Below are 18,180 nucleotides of genomic sequence, written 5' to 3'. Positions count from 1 at the left end.
ATTTCGCGCACAAGCTCAGGTTCGAGCGCTCTAGTCCGGGAAGTCCAGCGGCACGCGCAGGGTGGCAATGGTCGCCGCCAGCCCGTCGTATTGCGCTGCCAGCAGGCAGAAGTCGATGAGCTGCTTGCGATCGAGGTACGACGCCAGCGACTTCCATGTCTGGTCGGACACCGACCGCGTGATGACGAACTCGTCCGTCGCGGTGATCAGCACGCGCTGCCGGTCGGTGAGACCCTCGGCGTCCGGCCCCTCGAAAATGCGGGCCTGCGTCTCGGCGTCGACGCCGCGGCTGCGGGCCAGGCGGCGGTGCTGCTGCAGCTCGTACTCGCTGCCGCGCAGATGGGCGACGCGCAGGATCACCAGCTCGGCGTCCTTGAGCCCCAGCTTGCTGCGGCCCAGCAGCATGCCGGAGTAGGGCAGGAACGTCAGGAACAGCAGGTGGTGCTGGCCGAGGACGTTGAAGAGCGCAAACCTCGGGGCCCGGATGGTCTTGGCGCCGATCTTGGCGATGACCCAGTTGAGCGGGCCCAGTTCACGGATTCCGCCGGGTTCGATGCGGGCCGGCTCGATGCTGTTCACAATTCCCGAGTCTGGCACAGGCAGGGCGGTCGTAGGGTCGAGCCATGGGGTGGAAACGGGTGGGGACCGTGATTTTCACGGTTGCGTTGATGGTGGTCAGTTGTAGTGACCGGGCTACAGATGTGGCGATATCGCGGGCCGCTGACCATCCGTTGCTGCGGTACCTGCCGACGTTGGCCGACGTGCCGGGAATGGTCGAGGTCGGCTACGAGGTGCCACGCAATGACGAATTTTCCGCACAGCGGCGAATCGAGTGCGCGCGGTATCCAGAACCGGGAGACCCAGACGGGCCGCAACTCACCGCGCGCTACGGCGACAGGCTTGATCGCGACGGCCGCTTGATCCACGTTGACCTGTGGCGCACCCGCCCCGGTGAGAACGTCGTCGACGAGATGGCGAACTGGGGGACCCGCTGCGCGACCTACCGAGACTTCTACGGCACCTGGGCTGTCCAGACATTCCGCAATATCCCCGGAATGCCCACTGATGCAATCCAATTCGACACCACCCAGACCACGGGTGACAAGTATTGGAGGCCATCAAACGACGGCCCGGACGGCCGAACCGTCGTCGTGGCCCGAGACGGAGTCGTGCTGCGGGTGAGGTTCATTTCCCGGGGTCCTCTGGGAGTGACGGTCCACGACGTAGCCCAATTGGTCGACGGCTTCGTCCAGCGTGCTGCCGAGCAAGCCCCTGACACAGTCCAGACGTCCAGCATCGCGTCGCGGCCCGCGGCGCAGCTGTCGGCACTGGTCATGACTCCACCGGTCAAGAGCGGCAGCCGAGTGGTGCAATTGTCAGCGCAGCCGCGGGGCGACGCGCCTGCGGATTGCTCCGCCGACCCACTGTCGTCGCCCCGACCGGGTGCCGATGAATTGGTCGACGCGCTTGGCGTCGCGGCAGTCTTCCGGGAGCGCGACGGGTTCGACGGCATCACGGCGGTGAACAACTGGGTCAAGCGTTGCAGCGCACAGCCGTTCGTGCCCGAGGTCTGCTCTGACAAGGCGAAGGAAGCACACCTCGAAACCACACCGCCGGTACGGATCGAGGGCGAGGTGGTCACTGGTTACCAGGGGGTCGTGCTCGGGGAGAGCTATGTGAAGACCACGAAGTACTGCCAGCCGGATTCTGTGGTGGCCCAGATGGTCCGGGTGCGCGGAGTCTTGTTGCGCGCGGCGCCCTTGGTGGTGCAACGCGCCGAGGGCGAGGACCAACATCGAGCGCGCCAGCGTGCGATCGATGATCAGCGCAAGGAGCTGGCCTACGTCATCTACCGGATATTGCGGGCGAACTGACGTTTCGCCAAGTCCCAAATTGATCGCAAATTGCTGGTAGCGACGGCCGACGGCCTATCGTCTATGCGTGTTCACCGAACATTCACCCTTCCTTAAGGAGGGTGTACCGCCCCGGACGAAGGTCGCGATCGGCATTGCGCTGGTCGCGACGTTCATGTGTGCGCTGCAGGTTACGGCCATGCTGTGTGGATTCCGGGGTCCGCTCGAGCGCCTGATCAGCGATTACGTCGGAACCCCGGCGGGGTTCACGGTGCCGTGGGCGGCGTTGGTGGTGGCGCTGGTCGCGGTGCCACGCGAATACCGTTTGCCGATCGCGGGCGCCGCACTGGGGCTCGATGTGGTCTTTGTCGTTGGCCGGGAGTACGTCGGTCTTCCGGCGGCGATGGGTAGCGGCGCGCTGGTCGTGCTGACCGGGCTGGGTGTGTTCGCGCTGGCACGGTGGACCGGTCCGCAGCGCGACACCGCGCTGAAGGGCGTCGCCACCGGCCTGCTGCTCGTGCTCGCCACCAAGGCCGGTGACGCCTGGCTGACCATCACGTCCCTGACGCGTCCCACCGTTCTCGACGAGTTCGCCGCGCGGGCCGACGTCGCGCTCGGCCAGCCGTCATGGGTGCTGGGCCAGCTGGTGCAGCACCACTCGGTGCTCTACTTCCTGCTGCATTGGGTCTATCTCGAACTGTCCGCCGCCGCGACCGTCGTCGCGATCTACCAGCTGCGCAACGTGACCACGGGTGGACGGTGGCCGCGGCACTTCGTCGTGCGCACCTTCCTGGTGCTGGGCCTGGTCGGCCCGTTGATCTATCTGATGTTCCCGTTGGTGGGGCCCACCTATGCCTTCGGCGCGGCCGGTGGCGGCTTTCAGGTCGGCGACTTCTGGCCGGCGCTGCTGCCGCCCGTCGACGGGCCGGCGGTGCCCCTCGCGTTCGACACGTCGACACCGCGCAACTGCATGCCGTCGCTGCACACGGCGTGGGCGCTGGCCGTGTTCATCCATTCGCGATCCGGCCCGCGGTGGCTGCGTGTCGGTGGCACTTGTTGGCTGGTGGGCACTTTGGCCGCGACGCTGGGCTTCGGCTTCCACTACGGCGTCGACCTGGTCGTCGGTGCGGCATTGTGCCTGACGGTGGAATCGGCTCTGCGGGAGCCGATTCGGCCGACGCCCCATGCCCGGCTACGGCTGATTGCCGGTGGCACCGCCGTCATCGTCGGCGTGATGCTGTGTGTCCGCTACCTGTCCGGGTGGATGGCGCAGTATCCGATCATGTTCGGGCTGCTGATCATTGGAGCACTCGCGACGCTGGCCTACGGTTTCTACGGCACGTTCTTCGCGCGTCCGGGCGCACCTGCGCCGGCGCTCGAGCGATTGACCGGCGAGGAGTCAGAAAGTCCGGCGGCGTGACGGCTGCAGGACCGTAACGGCAAGTCCCGTCACTGATTCGCCCGCTTCACCACGTACGGCGTCACGGTGCTGCGGTGTTCGTCGAGGTCCAGTTCGCGGCCGAGTGCCGGGAATGCCCGCTGCGGACAGTTGTCCCGTTCGCACACCCGGCAGCCCGAGCCGATGGGCGTCGCGGCGCCGCCGGACAGATCCAGTCCCTCGGAGTAGACCAGCCGATTGGCATGGCGCAGTTCGCAACCCAGCCCGATGGCGAACGTCTTGCCCGGCTGGCCGTACCGCGCGGCGCGTCGTTCCACGGTGCGCGCCACCCACATGTAGTTGCGGCCGTCGGGCATCTGGGCGATCTGCACCAACATCTTGCCGGGGTTGGCGAACGTCTCGTAGACGTTCCACAGGGGACAGGTGCCGCCCGACGACGAGAAATGAAAACCGGTGGCGGACTGGCGTTTCGACATGTTGCCGGCGCGGTCGACGCGGACGAACGACAGCGGTACGCCGCGCATCGACGGCCGCTGCAGCGTCGACAGCCGGTGCGCGATGGTCTCGTAACTCACCGAGTGGTACGCCGACAGCCGCTCGACGTCGTAGCGGAATTCCTCGGCGACAGCATGGAATTGGCCATAGGGCAGCACCGCGGCCGCGGCGAAGTAGTTGGCCAGCCCCATGCGGGCCAGCTTCACCGACTCCTCGCTGGTGAAATTGCCCTCGGCCACCAGGCTTTCCAGCAGGTCGCCGAATTCCAGGTAGGCGAGCTCGGCGGCCAGTTTGAACACGTACTGTCCCGACGACAGGTGGCCGCCGATCTCCAGCGTCCTGGTTTCGGGGTCGTACCGGTGCAGCACGTTGTCGCCGAGCTCGAGCCGCTGCACGATGCGTACGTGATGGACGCGGCTCAGCCGCTCGGCCAGCTCGCGGGACAGTTCGGATCGGCGCATGTGCATGCGGAGGATGAATTCCTCGGCCGCGGTGTCGAGTTCGTGGAGATAGTTCTGGCGCGTGTAGAAGTAGTCGCGCACCTCCTCGTGCGGCATGGTGATGGCCCCGCTGCCACTGCCGTCGGAGAACCGGTCTTCCGTGGCGGCGGCCAACTGCGCGGTGGACAACCGGTAGCGGCGGTGCAGGTCGACCATCGCGCGGGCCATCGTCGGATGCGTGCTCACCAGGTCGGCGATCTCCGGGATGTCGACGTCGACGCCCAGGTCGCGATCCATCAGCGCCTCGCGCAACTCGGCGACCAGACGGGTGTCGTCCTGCGAGGCGAAGAACGTCGCGTCGACCCCGAACACCTCGGTGATGCGCAGCAGCACGGCGACGCTCAGCGGCCGGACGTCGTGCTCGATCTGGTTGAGATAACTGGGGGAGATGTCGAGCATCTGCGCCAGCGCGGCCTGGCTGAAGCCGCGTTCGCCGCGGAGCTGACGCACCCGTGAGCCAACGAAAGTCTTCGCCATGAAACCAGGCTAGCAATGGTGTGAATACCGTCTTCGCATAATTGGCAAAAATGCCCTGTGGCAGGATCGGGCCGCGGGTGAAATGGGTGATCCAGCCGAGGGGACCCGCGTCGAAGGGACGCCATGAGCACTGTCGAAATCGCCGAAAAGACCGACGCGAAGGCCGTAACGGGCCTGGCCAAGACGCTCGCGCCGGTCCCGGAGGGGCATCCCGACGTCTTCGACACCAGCTGGCCGCTGCGGATGGCCGACGTCGATCGCGACGGCCGGCTCCGGTTCGACGGCGCTTGCCGCCACATCCAGGACATCGGCCAGGACCAGCTGCGCCAGATGGGCTACGAGGACGTCCATCCCGCCTGGGTTGTCCGGCGCACCATGGTGGATCTGATCCGTCCCATCGAGCGCGGCGACATCCTGCGGCTGCGGCGCTGGTGTTCGGGCACGTCGAACCGCTGGTGTGAGATGCGCGTGCGGATCGACGGCCGCAAGGGCGGCCTCATGGAGTCCGAGGCCTTCTGGATCAACATGAACCTCGAGACCCAGGGACCGGCCCGCATCTCGGACGACTTCCTGGCGGGTTTGAAGCGGACCGCGACCACGGACCGGCTGCGCTGGAAGGGCTACCTCAAGGCCGGCGCTCGCGACGACGCACTCCGAATCGTGGACTTCCCGGTCCGGGTCACCGACATCGACCTGTTCGACCACATGAACAACTCCGTCTACTGGTCGGTGGTCGAGGACTACCTGCAGACCTACCGTCCCGAGCTGCTCCAGGCGCCGCTGCGGGTGACCATCGAGCACGACGCCGCGGTGGCACTCGGGGACCGGCTGGAGATCATCACGCACGAGTACCCGGCCGGATCGACCGAGAAATTCGGTCCCGAGCTGTGTGACCGCAGTGTTACAACGCTCACATATGCGGTCGGTGACGAGGTCAAAGCGGTCGCCTGCCTCTTCGCGCTCTGAGTGCGCCGATTTAACAGTACGAGCGTACTGACCAGCACATATCGGTTACCGTCCGGTAGCTTCTGAACCGGTCAAGCACCTCAGCAACTTCGCAATCTTCGCAACTTCGCTACAAGTGTTGGCGAAACTTGGCACTTGTAACCGCTGGACCTGCGGGTATGTGCTGTGTCATCGTCGTTAACAGCACACAAGCGAAGTCGCCGAAGCGTTAACAATCAGCTTGAATCCTGGCGCCCACGGCGACGCGGCTTACCTGCCCAATACGAAGGAGCACAATGTCCAACGTCGGAAAGCCACGTACCGCCGCTGAGATTCAGCAGGACTGGGACACCAACCCCCGCTGGAAGGGCATCACCCGCGACTACACCGCAGCCCAGGTTGAGGAGCTGCAGGGCAGCGTCGTCGAGGAGCACACCCTCGCCCGCCGTGGCGCCGAGATCCTGTGGGAAGGCGTCACCAAGGACGACGACTCCTACATCAACGCGCTGGGTGCACTGACCGGCAACATGGCCGTGCAGCAGGTGCGCGCCGGCCTGAAGGCCATCTACCTCTCGGGTTGGCAGGTCGCCGGTGACGCGAACCTCTCGGGCCACACCTACCCGGACCAGAGCCTCTACCCGGCCAACTCGGTGCCGGCCGTCGTCCGTCGTATCAACAACGCGCTGCTGCGCGCCGACGAGATCGCCCGCGTCGAGGGTGACAAGAGCGTCGACAACTGGCTCGTCCCGATCGTCGCCGACGGTGAGGCCGGCTTCGGTGGCGCCCTGAACGTCTACGAGCTGCAGAAGGCCATGATCGCCGCGGGTGCCGCCGGTACCCACTGGGAGGACCAGCTGGCCTCGGAGAAGAAGTGTGGCCACCTCGGTGGCAAGGTGCTGATCCCGACCCAGCAGCACATCCGCACCCTGACCTCGGCTCGCCTGGCCGCCGACGTCGCCAACACCCCCACCGTCGTCATCGCGCGTACCGACGCCGAGGCCGCCACCCTGATCACCTCGGACGTGGACGACCGCGACAAGCCGTTCGTCACCGGTGAGCGCACCGCCGAGGGCTTCTACAACGTCCAGAAGGGCATCGAGCCCTGCATCGCGCGTGCCAAGGCCTACGCCCCGTACGCCGACATGATCTGGATGGAGACCGGTGTGCCGGACCTCGAGGTCGCCCGCAAGTTCGCCGAGGCCGTCAAGGCCGACTTCCCGGACCAGCTGCTGTCCTACAACTGCAGCCCGTCCTTCAACTGGAAGCAGCACCTGGACGACGCCACCATCGCCAAGTTCCAGCGTGAGCTCGGCGCCATGGGCTTCAAGTTCCAGTTCATCACGCTGGCCGGCTTCCACGCCCTCAACTACTCGATGTTCGACCTGGCCTACGGCTACGCCCGCGAGGGCATGACCGCCTACGTCGACCTGCAGGAGCGCGAGTTCGCGTCTGAGGCCCGTGGCTACACCGCCACCAAGCACCAGCGTGAGGTCGGCGCCGGTTACTTCGACAAGATCGCCACCACCGTGGACCCGAACACCTCGACCGCGGCTCTGAAGGGCTCGACCGAAGAGGGACAGTTCCACTGAGCTTGCGAAGTGGAACCGAGGGCTTGAGTCACTGAGTCCTCTGGCTTTTACGGCAGGCCCCGCTCAGAAACTGGGCGGGGCCTGTCGCATATCTTCAGAAGTAATCACGAGGAGAGGACAGCGGTGAGCAACGCAATCGAACGAGTCGGGGTCATCGGGGCCGGGCAGATGGGCGGCGGCATCGCCGAGGTCTGTATCAAGGCAGGCGCACAGGTCCTGGCGTTCGAGCCGACCGAGGCGCTGACCACCGCCGGCCGGGAGCGGATCACCAAGTCGCTGGACAACGCGGTCAAGAAGGGCAAGCTGTCCGAGGCCGACCGCGACGCCGCGCTGGGTCGACTGAGCTTCACCAACGACCTGGCCGACATGGCCGACCGTCAGCTCGTCATCGAGGCCATCGTCGAAGACGTCAACGTCAAGACGAAGGTTTTTTCTCAGCTTGACGAGATCATCACCGACCCCGACGCGGTGCTGGCGTCGAACACGTCGTCCATCCCGATCATGCGCATCGCCGCCGCGACCAAGAACCCGAGCCGGGTGCTCGGTCTGCACTTCTTCAACCCGGTGCCGGTGCTGCCCCTGGTCGAGCTCATCTCCTCGGTGACGACCGCCCCCGAAGCCGCTGCGCGCGTCGAGACTTTCGCCGGCGAGGTGCTGGGCAAGAAGGTCGTGCGGGCGTCGGATCGCTCGGGCTTCGTTGTCAACTTCCTGCTGGTTCCCTACCTGCTGGCCGCCATCCGGATGGCCGAGTCCGGCTTCGCCACCGTCGAGGACATCGACACCGCCGTCGTCGCCGGGCTGTCGCACCCGATGGGCCCGCTGAAGCTCGCTGACCTGGTGGGCCTGGACACCATGAAGCTGATCGCCGATTCCATGTACGACGAGTACAAGGAGCCGCTGTACGCGGCCCCGCCGTTGCTGCTGCGCATGGTCGAGGCCGGCCAGCTGGGCAAGAAGTCCGGCAAGGGCTTCTACACCTACTGACAGACGCCGGGTTGGAGCCTGACAGTAATTTTCGTTAACCTTGCGTGCGGGTTGTTTTTCGCTGGGCCCGTCAGGGCGCGCACGTACGGGTATGTCAGCTGGCCGCAGCATGCGGTCGCGCCGCCCGTCCCGGCGAACGTAAACGCAAAGGATAGATACCGACATGTCACAAGCCGACATCGATTTGACCCCCCATTACGAGGAGTCGCAGTCGATCTACGACATCTCGAATGAGTTCTTCGCCCTCTGGCTCGGCCCGACCATGGGTTACACGTGCGGTTACTACGAGCGCGAGGACATGACTCTCGAGGAGTCGCAGAACGCCAAGTTCGACTTGGCGCTCGGCAAGCTCGACCTGAAGCCGGGCATGACCCTGCTCGACATCGGCTGTGGCTGGGGCGGCGCGCTGGAGCGGGCCATCACCCAGTTCGACGTGAACGTCATCGGCATCACGCTCAGCAAGGCGCAGTCCGAGTACGCCCGCGAGCGGCTCGCCAAGATCGACACCAACCGCAGCATCGAAATCCGCATGCAGGGTTGGGAAGAGTTCGACGAGCCCGTCGACCGCATCGTCTCGATCGGCGCTTTCGAGGCCTTCAAGCAGGAGCGCTACCCGATCTTCTTCGAGCGGGCGTACAACATCCTGCCGGAGAACGGCGGCCGGATGCTGCTGCACACGATCCTTGCGCACACACAGCAGTTCTTCCGCGAGAACGGCATCAAGCTGACCATCAGCGACCTGAAGTTCATGAAGTTCATCGGCGACGAGATCTTCCCCGGCGGGCAGCTGCCGGCCGTCGAGGACATCGAGCAGCTCGCCGCGGGCTCGGGCTTCACGCTGGAGCGCACCCACCTGCTGCGCCCGCACTACGCGCGCACGCTGGACATGTGGGCGGCCAACCTGGAGGCGGCCAAGGACGAGGCCATCGCCCTGCAGGGCCAGGAGGTCTACGACCGCTACATGAAGTACCTGACCGGTTGCGCCGACTTCTTCCGTCGCGGCATCACCAACATCGGTCAGTTCACGCTGGTCAAGTAGCTTTTCCGAAAAGCCGCCCCCGACGCCGTCGGGGGCGGCTTTCGTTTGCCGCTCACTCCTGGCCGCGCCGGGCCCTAGGCCTCCGCCAGCCGCTTCTTCTCCGCCTCGACATCGAAATCCGCTGGTGGCCAAGACAGCTCGAGTTGTTCGAGCGCCTCGATCAACAGCTCGGTGATGGCGAGCCGCGAGTACCACTTGCGGTTGCAGGGCACGACGTGCCACGGCGCGTAGTCGGTGGACGTGCGGTCCAGCACCGCCTGGTACGCCTCCTGGTACTTGGGCCACAGCAGCCGCTCGTCGATGTCGCCCGGGTTGAACTTCCAGTACTTGTCGGGCCGGTCGAGCCGCTCGGCCAGCCGCTTCTTCTGCTCGTCGAGCGAGACGAACATCGCCACCTTGATGATCGTCGTCCCGGCGTCGACGAGCTCGCGCTCGAAGGCGTTGATCTCGTCGTACCGGGCTTCCCACACCGGCGGCGGTACCAGGTTGTGCACCCGCACGATCAGCACGTCCTCGTAGTGCGACCGGTCGAAGACCCCGATGTGCCCGGCGGTGGGCAGCGCGTTGCGGATTCGCCACAGGTAGTGGTGCGACAGCTCTTCCGCGGTGGGCTTGCCGAAGCTGGAGTAGCGAATCCCCTGCGGATTACCGGCTCCCACAACATGTTTGACGATGCCGCCCTTGCCGGCGGTGTCCATGCCCTGCAACACCAGCAGGATCGAGCGGGTGTCCCCGGAGCGGCTGTTGGCGTACAGCATCTCCTGCAGTTCGGCGAATCGCGCGTTGCGTTCGGTCTGCAGGTCGGGGGCGTCGGCCTTCTTGCCGCGGAAGCCGGGAGTCGCGTCCGGATCGATGTCGCTCACGCGCAGACCGGGTTTGAACTCCAGGTGCTTGTGCGGTTCGTGGGTCCACAACGACGGCAGATCGGAGGTCACGCGATCAGTGAAGCAGATGGCTCGGCAGTGTCGGGGATGGATGGGGCTGCGAGTTGAACACCTCGAGTGATCCGCCGACCTCGACGATGCCGCGCAGCGCGCTCCACGACAGCATGGTCAGGTAGTCGATGAGCTCCTTGGCCGTCATCCGGGGATTCGACATCCACGAGTGGGTGGCCAGCTGGACGCCGCCGACGGTGTGGAACGCCCAGGCCTCGACGCCGCCGGTGTTCATGCCGGCATGCGCCATGCGCCGGCGCAGCACGACGGCGAGCATCCGCGCGATGATCTGTTCGGAGTCGGCGATGGCCTTGCTCTTGCTCGCCGAGCTGTTGGCGAAGACGAACGGGTAGATCTCCGGCTCGGCGGCGACGGTGTCGACGTACACCCGGATGATCTCGCGGGTGAGTTCGAAGCCGTCGAGGTCGGACGACAGCGCGGACGCCATGTTGGGGATCAGCGTGGTTTGCGCGAACCGCATCATCACGGCGGTCGTCAGATCGTTCTTGTCGACGAAGTAGCGGTAGAGCACGGTCTTCGACACGCCGATCTCGGCCGCGATCTCGTCCATGCTGACGTTGCTGCCACGGCGCCGGACGGCTTCGAGGGTGCCGTCGACCAGTTCGTTGCGGCGATCGACCTTGTGTTGGTGCCAGCGTCGTTTACGCCCGTCGGCTTTTGCCGACGAGGGTGCGTTTTGCTGTGCCACGGTCGCAGTACGTCCATTCCGCTAGGTCCGCTTAATAATACGGGGCGACCATGCCTGGCATACAGGATGATGGAAGCGTGGCACACCGACCCAGGCCGGGAACTGGAGCTCATCCGAAGCACCAGGCATCCCTCGAACCGCACGTCAGCCTCGCGGAGTCGTTTGCCGGCGCGGACCGGACGGCCGACGAAGAGCGACGCCGCAACCTGCGCCGGATGAAAGCGGTCGCGCTGAGCTTCCTGCTCGGTGCGACGGTGCTGTTTGCGGTGTGCACGTGGTTGCAGGCCCGCGGCGGCGCGTACAGCTGGACCGGGCCGTGGGTGGGCTATGTGCGGGCCGCCGCCGAGGCCGGCATGGTCGGCGCGCTGGCCGACTGGTTCGCCGTCACGGCGCTGTTCCGGCATCCGCTGGGCATCCCGATCCCGCACACCGCGATCATTCCGCGCAAGAAGGACCAGCTCGGCGAGGGGCTCGGCACCTTCGTCCGCGAGAACTTCATGTCGCAGGAAGTGGTGGAGACCAAGCTGCGCGACGCCCAGGTCGCCAGCCGGCTGGGCAAGTGGCTGTCGGAACCGGTGCATGCGGCGCGGGTGGCCGCCGAGGCGTCGACGGTGCTGCGCGTACTGGTGGAACTGCTGCGCGACGAAGACGTCCAGCACGTGCTGGACCGGATGATCGTCAAGCGGATCGCCGAACCGCAGTGGGGTCCGCCGGTCGGCCGGGTGCTGGAGAGCCTGCTGGCGGAGCGGCGGCAGGAGGCCCTGCTGCAACTGCTGGCCGACCGGGCGTTCCAGTGGTCGCTCAACGCCGGCGAGATCATCGAGCGGGTCATCGAGCGGGATTCGCCGACGTGGTCGCCGCGCTGGGTCGACCACCTCGTGGGCGACCGGATTCACCGCGAGCTGATGGACTTCACCGACAAGGTGCGCCGCAACCCCGAGCACGAGCTGCGGATGTCGGCGACGAAGTTCCTCTTCGATTTCGCCGACGATCTGCAGAACGACGAGGACACCATCGCGCGGGCGGAGCGGATCAAGGAGCAGATCCTGGCGCGCGACGAGGTGGCCCGCGCGGCGGAGACGGCGTGGAGCACCGCCAAGCGCATCATCCTCGAATCGGTGGACGACCCGTCGTCAGTTTTGCGCACCCGGATTGCAGACTCGGTGGTGCGCATCGGGGAGTCCCTGCGGGACGACGCGGAGCTCCGCGACAAGGTCGACAACTGGCTCGTCAGGGGCGCAAAACACCTTGTGGCGCAATATGGGACGGAGATCACAGCCATCATCACGGAGACCATCGAGCGCTGGGACGCCGACGAGGCGAGCCGGCGAATCGAGCTCCATGTGGGTCGTGACCTGCAGTTCATCCGTATCAACGGCACCGTCGTCGGATCGCTGGCGGGCCTGGTCATCTACACCATCGCCGAGCTTTTCGTCTGACAGTGCTAGCTGGCGCTTGCTAGCGCTTGCAATAGTTAGCACCCCCTCGTACCGTTGTTTTGGTACGGACCGCCAACCAAAAGCGGTCGACGAAGACAGGGGTACGACATGGCGCAGGATGCAGATATCGCCGCCGTCATGTCGAATGCAGCCCAGGACATCGGCAGCTTCATCCGCACCCAGCGGGAGGCTGCGCAGGTCTCGGTCCGCCAACTCGCGGAGAAGGCGGGCGTCAGCAACCCCTACCTGAGCCAGATCGAGCGTGGCCTGCGCAAGCCGTCGGCCGATGTGCTGAACCAGATCGCCAAGGCGCTCAGGGTTTCGGCCGAGGTGCTCTACGTGCGGGCCGGAATTCTGGAGCCCAGCGCTGCCGGCGAGGTGCGTGACGCCATCATCGCGGACCTCTCGATCACCGAGCGGCAGAAGCAGGTGCTGCTCGACATCTACACGTCCTTCCGGCAGCAGAACGATGCCGAGTCCAAATCGCTTCCTGATCAGCCTGAATTGGAAGCCGCGAGTGAGGAGCAGACAACGACGACTGACACTCACCAAGTAGCGAACTGACCAACGCAGTACCCGAGAAAGGAAACAACGAACATGGCAGAGAACAAAGAGACCAGCCAGCCCACCATCGAAGACTTGAAGGCCCCCCTGTTCGCCGCCGTCGGCGCCGCGGACCTCGCCCTGGCCACCGTCAACGAGATCGTCGCGAGCCTGCGTGAGCGTGCCGAAGAGGCCCGCACCGATGCCAACGCGCGTGTCGAAGAGGGCCGCGCCCGCCTGACCAAACTGCAGGAAGAACTGCCGGGCCAGGTTGAGGAGCTGCGCGAGAAGTTCAGCACCGAAGAGCTGCGCAAGGCCGCCGAGACCTACGCCGAGAACGCGCAGGCCACCTACAACAAGCTGGTCGAGCGTGGCGAGGCCGCGCTGGAGCGCCTGCGCACCCAGTCGTCGATCGAGAGCGTGCGCGAGCGCGTCGAGGACGTCCGTGGCCGCGTCGAGAACTACACCGAGCAGGTCACCGAGCTGACCCAGGACGCCCTGGGCAACGTCGCCAGCCAGACCCGCGCCGTCGGTGAGCGCGCCGCCAAGCTGGTCGGCGTCGAGCTGCCCGAGAAGGAAGAGGCCCCGGCCAAGAAGGCTGCCCCGGCCAAGAAGGCGCCGGCCGCCAAGAAGGCCCCGGCCAAGGCTGCTGCGACCAAGGCCGCCCCGGCCAAGGCTGCCGCCAAGGCTCCGGCCAAGAAGGCTGCTCCGGCCAAGAAGGTCACTCAGAAGTAATCAGGTTCGACGTCAGGGACGTAACCCACATAGGCTGAGGGCGTGTACCTCGGAAGCCTGGTGGGTTACGTCCTTTTCGCATTGCAGATCGCGGTGCTGGCCACGACCGTCTATGCGTTCGTGCATGCCGCCATGCAGCGGCCGGACGCCTACACGGCGGTCGACAAGCTGACCAAGCCGGTGTGGCTGGCGATCCTGGGCGGTGGTGCCGTCCTGGGCTGGATCATCGGCCCGCCGGTGGGCGCGGCGATCGCCGCCTGCGCCACGGGTGTCTACCTCGTCGATGTGAAGCCCAAACTCCTTGAGGTCCAAGGGAAATCCCGGTAATCGGTGCGTTCGATCCTGTGCGGCGTGCTGGCCGCCGCGGCGTTGACGCTGGCTCCGCCGTCCGCCGCTGATCCCACCGAACCCGTTCCACAACCCGTTCCGTCGCCGCCCTACGTCGACCACACCCGGTGGACGCAGTGGGACGGTGCGACGAGCCTGCGGGTGTACCCGACGTCGGCCGGCCGGCGCGCCTCCGGCCTGGGCGCCACGCAGTCGGGGGACGAGGCCTGGGCCGAGGTCCTGACCCTGGCACCTGACGCCGACACCCCGGGAATGCGCGCCCAGTTCATGTGCCACTGGTATTTCGCCGAGGCGGGCGCGCCCGGCAAAACCAGCTGGAATCTCGAGCCGTGGCGCCCGGTGGTCGACGACAACCAGATGGTGAGAGCACGTTGCAATCCCGGTGGCACAGAGGAGCCGTTCTGATGAGTTGGACCCGCCAGCAGGTGGCCGCACTGGTCGACCACACGCTGCTCAAGCCCGAGGCGACCGCCGCCGACGTGGCGAGCCTGTGCTGGGAGGCCGCCGATCTGGGGGTGTGCGCGGTCTGTGTGTCGCCGTCGATGCTCGGCGCGGTCGAGGTACCCGAGCGCGTCAAGATCGCGACCGTCGTCGGATTCCCGTCGGGCAAGCATGACTCGCAGATCAAGGCCCGCGAGGCGGCGTTGTCGGTCGTCGGATCCGACGGCCGGCGCGGTGCCGACGAGGTCGACATGGTGATCGACGTGGGCGCCGCCATCGCCGGCGACATCTCGGCGGTGTTCGCCGACATCGCCGCGGTCCGCGGGGCCGCCCCGACGGCGGTGCTGAAGGTGATCGTCGAGTCCGCGGCACTGCTGACCATGGCCGGTGCGCCGACGCTGGCCGACGTCTGCCGCGCGGCCGCCGATGCCGGCGCCGATTTCGTGAAGACCTCCACCGGATTCCACCCGGCGGGCGGTGCGTCGGTGCAGGCCGTGGAGATCATGGCGCAGACGGTCCCGGCGCTGGGTATCAAGGCCAGCGGCGGCATCCGGCAAGCCGCCGACGCCGTGGCCCTGCTGGACGCCGGCGCCACCCGGCTCGGCCTGTCCGGTACCCGCGCCGTCCTCGACGGCCTCAACTAGGGATTTGTGCACGATTTTCCGCGGTCACCGCGGAAAATCGTGCACAAATCCCTGGGGTCAGCGGGGGGATCAGAGGCCGGAGAAGCAGCTGTCCTGCTGGCCCAGCGGGATCGTCGCGTTCTTGGTGCCGAACTTCGCGGTCACACCGGTACCGGTCACCTGCAGGGCTTCCGGCTTGATGCCCATCGGGTAATCCTTCGTCAGCTGCGAGGCGAACAAGTCCAGCGCCGGCTGAATCGACTCGCGGGGCAGCAGGAAGCCCAAGCCGGTGAGCTGCTCCACCTTGAGCGAGATGGTGCCGTCCGACAGCGTCGGCTTGGCCACGATCTGGGTCATCGGCGCATCCAGCACGATGGTGCCCGACGACGGGTCGGTGGTGACGTCGGAGACCAGGCCACCGAGCACCGGGACGGTGTCGGCGATGGTCTGCTTGATGCCGTCGGCCGACCAGGTGACGGTCGCGTCGAGCGCACCGATGGTGCCGGCCGACTTCGCGGTCTTCTCGAGCTTGACGTCGTCGATCTGGATCTGGGCCTTCATGCCCTTGGCGAACCGCAGCTGATTGCCGGCCGTGGTCACCGTGATGTGGTCGTAGTGCTGGTTGGCGACCTGCCACAGGAACGGGGTCGCGCCGAACTGGACGTCGACCTTGTCCTGGACGACGCACTGGACGGACTGCGAGACGACGCTGTTGCCGCGGCTGCGCGCGTAGAACTCGCCGCCGACCACACCGGCCGCCGACAGCGCGAGCGCGATGACGATGATCAGGATCAGCGACATCGGGTCGCGCAGCAGGTCCATGACACCGCGGCGCTTCTTGGGCGGGTCGGTGGCGGGCACCTGCTGGGGCGCCGGGTAGGAGGTCGGCGGGACGTCGCCGCCGTAGGCGGGCGGTGCCGGAGTATCGGCGCCGTAGGCGGGCGGGACGTCGGCTGCCGGTGCCGGTTGTGCGTCGTTCGTCAGCACCTCGGTGGGCTGGGCACCCGGGGCCTCCGGGGCCTGCTGCGCAGGCTCGGCGGATGGTGCAGCGTCCTCATTGGTGGGGCGGGCCCAGGGGTCAGTCACCCTTGCGATTGTGCCTTACGCGGAATCGTGGTGCGGTTGCGCAGCACGGCGATGGTCTCGCGGGCGCGCTCGACCGCGGCCAGGTCGACGTCGGTGACCAGCAGTTCCGGCTCGAGCCCCGCCTGCACCACGATGTCCGCTGTGGGGGAGGCCACCAGACTGCCGCCGCTGCCGGTCGGGCCCTTCTTCGCGAGTTCATCACCGGGGTACGGCTGGTCGACGGCGGCGACGAAACAGCCGGTGTCGAGCGCCCGGGCGCGGGCCAGCAGCGTCCACTGCTCGAGCTTGCCCGGGCCCGACCCCCACGAAGCGTGGACGGTCAGCAGCTTCGCTCCGCGTTCGGCGAGTTCCAGGTGCAGCTCCGGGAAGCGGACGTCGTAGCACGTCGTGAGGCCGACGGGCACGGCGCCGTCGGCGGTCGGCACGTCGATCACGATGGGCTCGAAACCTCTTGCGACCGTGCGTGATTCGTCGAAGCCGAAGGCGTCGTAGAGGTGGATTTTGTGGTAGTGCGCGTCAACGCCCGGGCCGGTGGCGAGCAGCGTGTTGGTGACGCGGCCGTCGGCGGTCGGGCAGAACATGCCCGCCACCACGGTGACGCCGGCACGTTCGGCGAGGTCCCGGACCGCGTCGGCCCACGGGCCGTCGAGTGGTTGCGCCACGGGCGCGAGCGGGACACCGAACCGGCACATCGTCGCCTCGGGGAACAGCACCAGTTCGGCTCCGGCGTCGGCGGCGCGCGCCGTGTGATCGGCGACCAGTGCCAGGTTGGCCTCGGGGTCGGTGCCCGTGCCGAGCTGGGCCAGTGCGATGCGCATGCGCCCCAGCGTAATCAGCGGGTGCAGGCCAGCGACGGATCTTTGGTCACCGCCATGTGCCGCACGGCGTCGTCGACGCGCTCGCGCGACAGTTCACCGGCGTCGACGGCCTGCTGCAGCCGGTCGAGGACGGCCGGCACCTCTTTGGTGGTGATCCACAGCGCGGTGTCGGCGCCGGCCTGCAGGGCCTTGAGCACCGCCTCCGGCACGCTGTAGCGCTGCGTGATGGCGCCCATGCTGGACAGGTCGTCGGTGAAGACGGCGCCCTGGAACGGGCGTCCGCCGTAATCGCCGGTCCGCAGCAGGTCGTACGCGGCCTTGGACAGGCTGGCCGGGTCGGTGTCGGTGAGGCCCGGCACCTGCATGTGGCCGACCATCACGGCGACGGGCAGCTGCGTCGTCAAGGTCTGGTAGGGGACGAGGTCCAGCGTCTGGAGCTGCTCCAGCGGCGGCGTGACGACGCCGCCCTGATGTGAATCGCCGGAGGCATGGCCGTGGCCGGGGAAGTGCTTGAGTACCGGCAGTACGTCGGCGTCACGCAGGCCGTCGGCGTATGCGCCGGCGTAGGCGGTGACGCCGTCGGCGGTGTTGCCCCACGACCGGTCGCCGATGACGGTGCCGTCGGCCGCGTTCGTGATGTCGACGACGGGTGCGAAGTCGATGGTGATGCCGAGTTCCTTCATCGCCTGGCCGCGCAGTCGGGCGATCTCCCGAACCTGCTCCGGGGTCTTGCCGGCGGCAACCAGCTCACGCGCTGACGGCTGGCTGCCGATGAGCCCTTTCAGCCGCTGCACCCGGCCGCCCTCCTCGTCGACGCTGACCGCCAGCGGCAGCGGCCGCGGTTCCTGCGCTAGCGCGGCGAGGGGCGCGCCGAGCATCGAGTAGTCGGTCCAGCTGGTGATGAAGATGCCCCCGACCTCCTGCTCCCGGACGACGGCCTGGGCGTCGGCCAGGTTCTTGACCCCGACCATCAGCAGCTGGGCCAGCTTCTGGCGCGGCGTCAGCGCGGTCACGACGGTGTCCAGCCGGCACGGGGGTGGCGCCGCGGCGGCCGGGGACGACGTCGCAGGAGATTCGGTCGGTGTGGGGGCGGGCCGCGGCTTGCTCATGACGGCCGCGATGATCAGCGCGACGACGATCACCGCCGCGGCCGAGGCCAGGACGACCGGCGACTGCAGTCGGCTGCGGGGTGACGACATACGGCGAACCCTATGCGCTCGTC

19 protein-coding genes are annotated in these 18,180 nt (G+C 67.0%); 12 read left to right on the top strand and 7 right to left on the bottom strand.

Annotation, left to right across the window (positions count from 1 at the left end; all coding sequences use genetic code 11):
- Positions 1 to 30: 30 nt before the first annotated feature.
- Positions 31 to 579, bottom strand: coding sequence for a carboxymuconolactone decarboxylase family protein (locus ACJH7A_RS05515; RefSeq protein WP_212807084.1), 549 nt, complete (start codon positions 577 to 579; stop codon positions 31 to 33).
- A 68-nt stretch (positions 580 to 647) separates the two neighbouring features.
- Between ACJH7A_RS05515 and ACJH7A_RS05510 the strand changes: the two genes are divergently transcribed.
- Together ACJH7A_RS05510 and ACJH7A_RS05505 are read left to right on the top strand one after the other, a co-directional pair.
- Positions 648 to 1,874, top strand: a complete 1,227-nt coding sequence (locus ACJH7A_RS05510) for a hypothetical protein (protein WP_406774311.1) — start codon at positions 648 to 650, stop codon at positions 1,872 to 1,874.
- Between the two features lie 67 nt (positions 1,875 to 1,941).
- Entirely contained in the window at positions 1,942 to 3,273 is a 1,332-nt protein-coding gene (locus ACJH7A_RS05505; protein WP_406801529.1) for a DUF5933 domain-containing protein, read from the top strand.
- Between the two features lie 29 nt (positions 3,274 to 3,302).
- On the opposite strand, the gene ramB is transcribed toward ACJH7A_RS05505, so the two are convergent.
- Positions 3,303 to 4,724, bottom strand: a complete 1,422-nt coding sequence (gene ramB / locus ACJH7A_RS05500; protein WP_212807082.1) for an acetate metabolism transcriptional regulator RamB — start codon at positions 4,722 to 4,724, stop codon at positions 3,303 to 3,305.
- Between the two features lie 123 nt (positions 4,725 to 4,847).
- On the opposite strand from ramB, the gene ACJH7A_RS05495 reads away from it, so the two are divergent.
- The 4 genes from ACJH7A_RS05495 to ACJH7A_RS05480 all read left to right on the top strand — a co-directional run bounded on the left by ACJH7A_RS05495 (position 4,848) and on the right by ACJH7A_RS05480 (position 9,281).
- Complete coding sequence (locus tag ACJH7A_RS05495; RefSeq protein WP_406801528.1) at positions 4,848 to 5,690, top strand: acyl-ACP thioesterase domain-containing protein; 843 nt, start codon at positions 4,848 to 4,850, stop codon at positions 5,688 to 5,690.
- Between the two features lie 275 nt (positions 5,691 to 5,965).
- Positions 5,966 to 7,258 carry an isocitrate lyase gene (gene aceA / locus ACJH7A_RS05490; RefSeq protein WP_212807080.1) on the top strand — a complete coding sequence of 431 codons (1,293 nt, stop codon included), beginning with the start codon at positions 5,966 to 5,968 and terminating at the stop codon, positions 7,256 to 7,258.
- 123 nt (positions 7,259 to 7,381) lie between these two features.
- Positions 7,382 to 8,242: a 3-hydroxybutyryl-CoA dehydrogenase gene (locus ACJH7A_RS05485; RefSeq protein ID WP_212807079.1), complete on the top strand. Its 861-nt coding sequence runs from the start codon at positions 7,382 to 7,384 to the stop codon at positions 8,240 to 8,242.
- A gap of 163 nt (positions 8,243 to 8,405) precedes the next feature.
- Positions 8,406 to 9,281: a cyclopropane mycolic acid synthase family methyltransferase gene (locus ACJH7A_RS05480; protein ID WP_020101165.1), complete on the top strand. Its 876-nt coding sequence runs from the start codon at positions 8,406 to 8,408 to the stop codon at positions 9,279 to 9,281.
- Positions 9,282 to 9,355: 74 nt separating this feature from the next.
- On the opposite strand, the gene ACJH7A_RS05475 is transcribed toward ACJH7A_RS05480, so the two are convergent.
- The gene (locus ACJH7A_RS05475) at positions 9,356 to 10,216 is read right to left on the bottom strand and encodes a polyphosphate kinase 2 family protein (RefSeq protein WP_406774314.1); all 861 of its coding nucleotides are present in this window, start codon (positions 10,214 to 10,216) and stop codon (positions 9,356 to 9,358) included.
- A gap of 4 nt (positions 10,217 to 10,220) precedes the next feature.
- Positions 10,221 to 10,925 (bottom strand): TetR/AcrR family transcriptional regulator, encoded by a 705-nt coding sequence (locus tag ACJH7A_RS05470; protein WP_406774315.1) that lies wholly within the window; start codon positions 10,923 to 10,925, stop codon positions 10,221 to 10,223.
- A gap of 50 nt (positions 10,926 to 10,975) precedes the next feature.
- Here ACJH7A_RS05470 and ACJH7A_RS05465 point away from each other — a divergent pair, with 50 nt between their 5' ends.
- The 6 genes from ACJH7A_RS05465 to deoC all read left to right on the top strand — a co-directional run bounded on the left by ACJH7A_RS05465 (position 10,976) and on the right by deoC (position 15,075).
- Positions 10,976 to 12,364, top strand: a complete 1,389-nt coding sequence (locus tag ACJH7A_RS05465; RefSeq protein WP_406801527.1) for a DUF445 domain-containing protein — start codon at positions 10,976 to 10,978, stop codon at positions 12,362 to 12,364.
- Between the two features lie 108 nt (positions 12,365 to 12,472).
- A complete protein-coding gene (locus tag ACJH7A_RS05460; protein WP_135356103.1) occupies positions 12,473 to 12,928 on the top strand; it encodes a helix-turn-helix domain-containing protein in 456 nt (151 codons plus the stop codon).
- A 33-nt stretch (positions 12,929 to 12,961) separates the two neighbouring features.
- Positions 12,962 to 13,642: a heparin-binding hemagglutinin gene (locus ACJH7A_RS05455; protein ID WP_212807076.1), complete on the top strand. Its 681-nt coding sequence runs from the start codon at positions 12,962 to 12,964 to the stop codon at positions 13,640 to 13,642.
- A 42-nt stretch (positions 13,643 to 13,684) separates the two neighbouring features.
- Positions 13,685 to 13,969 (top strand): DUF2516 family protein, encoded by a 285-nt coding sequence (locus ACJH7A_RS05450; protein WP_020101171.1) that lies wholly within the window; start codon positions 13,685 to 13,687, stop codon positions 13,967 to 13,969.
- 24 nt (positions 13,970 to 13,993) lie between these two features.
- Positions 13,994 to 14,395 carry a DUF2599 domain-containing protein gene (locus tag ACJH7A_RS05445; protein ID WP_371824583.1) on the top strand — a complete coding sequence of 134 codons (402 nt, stop codon included), beginning with the start codon at positions 13,994 to 13,996 and terminating at the stop codon, positions 14,393 to 14,395.
- Positions 14,395 to 15,075, top strand: coding sequence for a deoxyribose-phosphate aldolase (gene deoC / locus ACJH7A_RS05440; RefSeq protein ID WP_212807074.1), 681 nt, complete (start codon positions 14,395 to 14,397; stop codon positions 15,073 to 15,075). The genes ACJH7A_RS05445 and deoC overlap by 1 nt, the downstream gene beginning before the upstream one ends.
- A gap of 69 nt (positions 15,076 to 15,144) precedes the next feature.
- On the opposite strand, the gene ACJH7A_RS05435 is transcribed toward deoC, so the two are convergent.
- From ACJH7A_RS05435 to ACJH7A_RS05425, 3 genes are read right to left on the bottom strand one after another with little or no spacing between them, the layout of a single operon-like run.
- The gene (locus tag ACJH7A_RS05435) at positions 15,145 to 16,140 is read right to left on the bottom strand and encodes a DUF2993 domain-containing protein (RefSeq protein ID WP_212807073.1); all 996 of its coding nucleotides are present in this window, start codon (positions 16,138 to 16,140) and stop codon (positions 15,145 to 15,147) included.
- Entirely contained in the window at positions 16,137 to 16,958 is an 822-nt protein-coding gene (locus ACJH7A_RS05430; RefSeq protein WP_212807072.1) for a carbon-nitrogen hydrolase family protein, read from the bottom strand. The genes ACJH7A_RS05435 and ACJH7A_RS05430 overlap by 4 nt, the downstream gene beginning before the upstream one ends.
- Before the next feature lie 14 nt (positions 16,959 to 16,972).
- The gene (locus tag ACJH7A_RS05425; protein WP_212807071.1) at positions 16,973 to 18,157 is read right to left on the bottom strand and encodes a glycoside hydrolase family 3 N-terminal domain-containing protein; all 1,185 of its coding nucleotides are present in this window, start codon (positions 18,155 to 18,157) and stop codon (positions 16,973 to 16,975) included.
- Positions 18,158 to 18,180: the final 23 nt, after the last annotated feature.

Origin of the sequence: Mycobacterium sp. SMC-17 (assembly GCF_045310915.1) — a bacterium.
Classification (GTDB): domain Bacteria; phylum Actinomycetota; class Actinomycetes; order Mycobacteriales; family Mycobacteriaceae; genus Mycobacterium.
The sequence above is the reverse complement of the archived record's forward strand: the minus strand, read 5'-3'. Positions and strand labels throughout refer to the sequence as shown.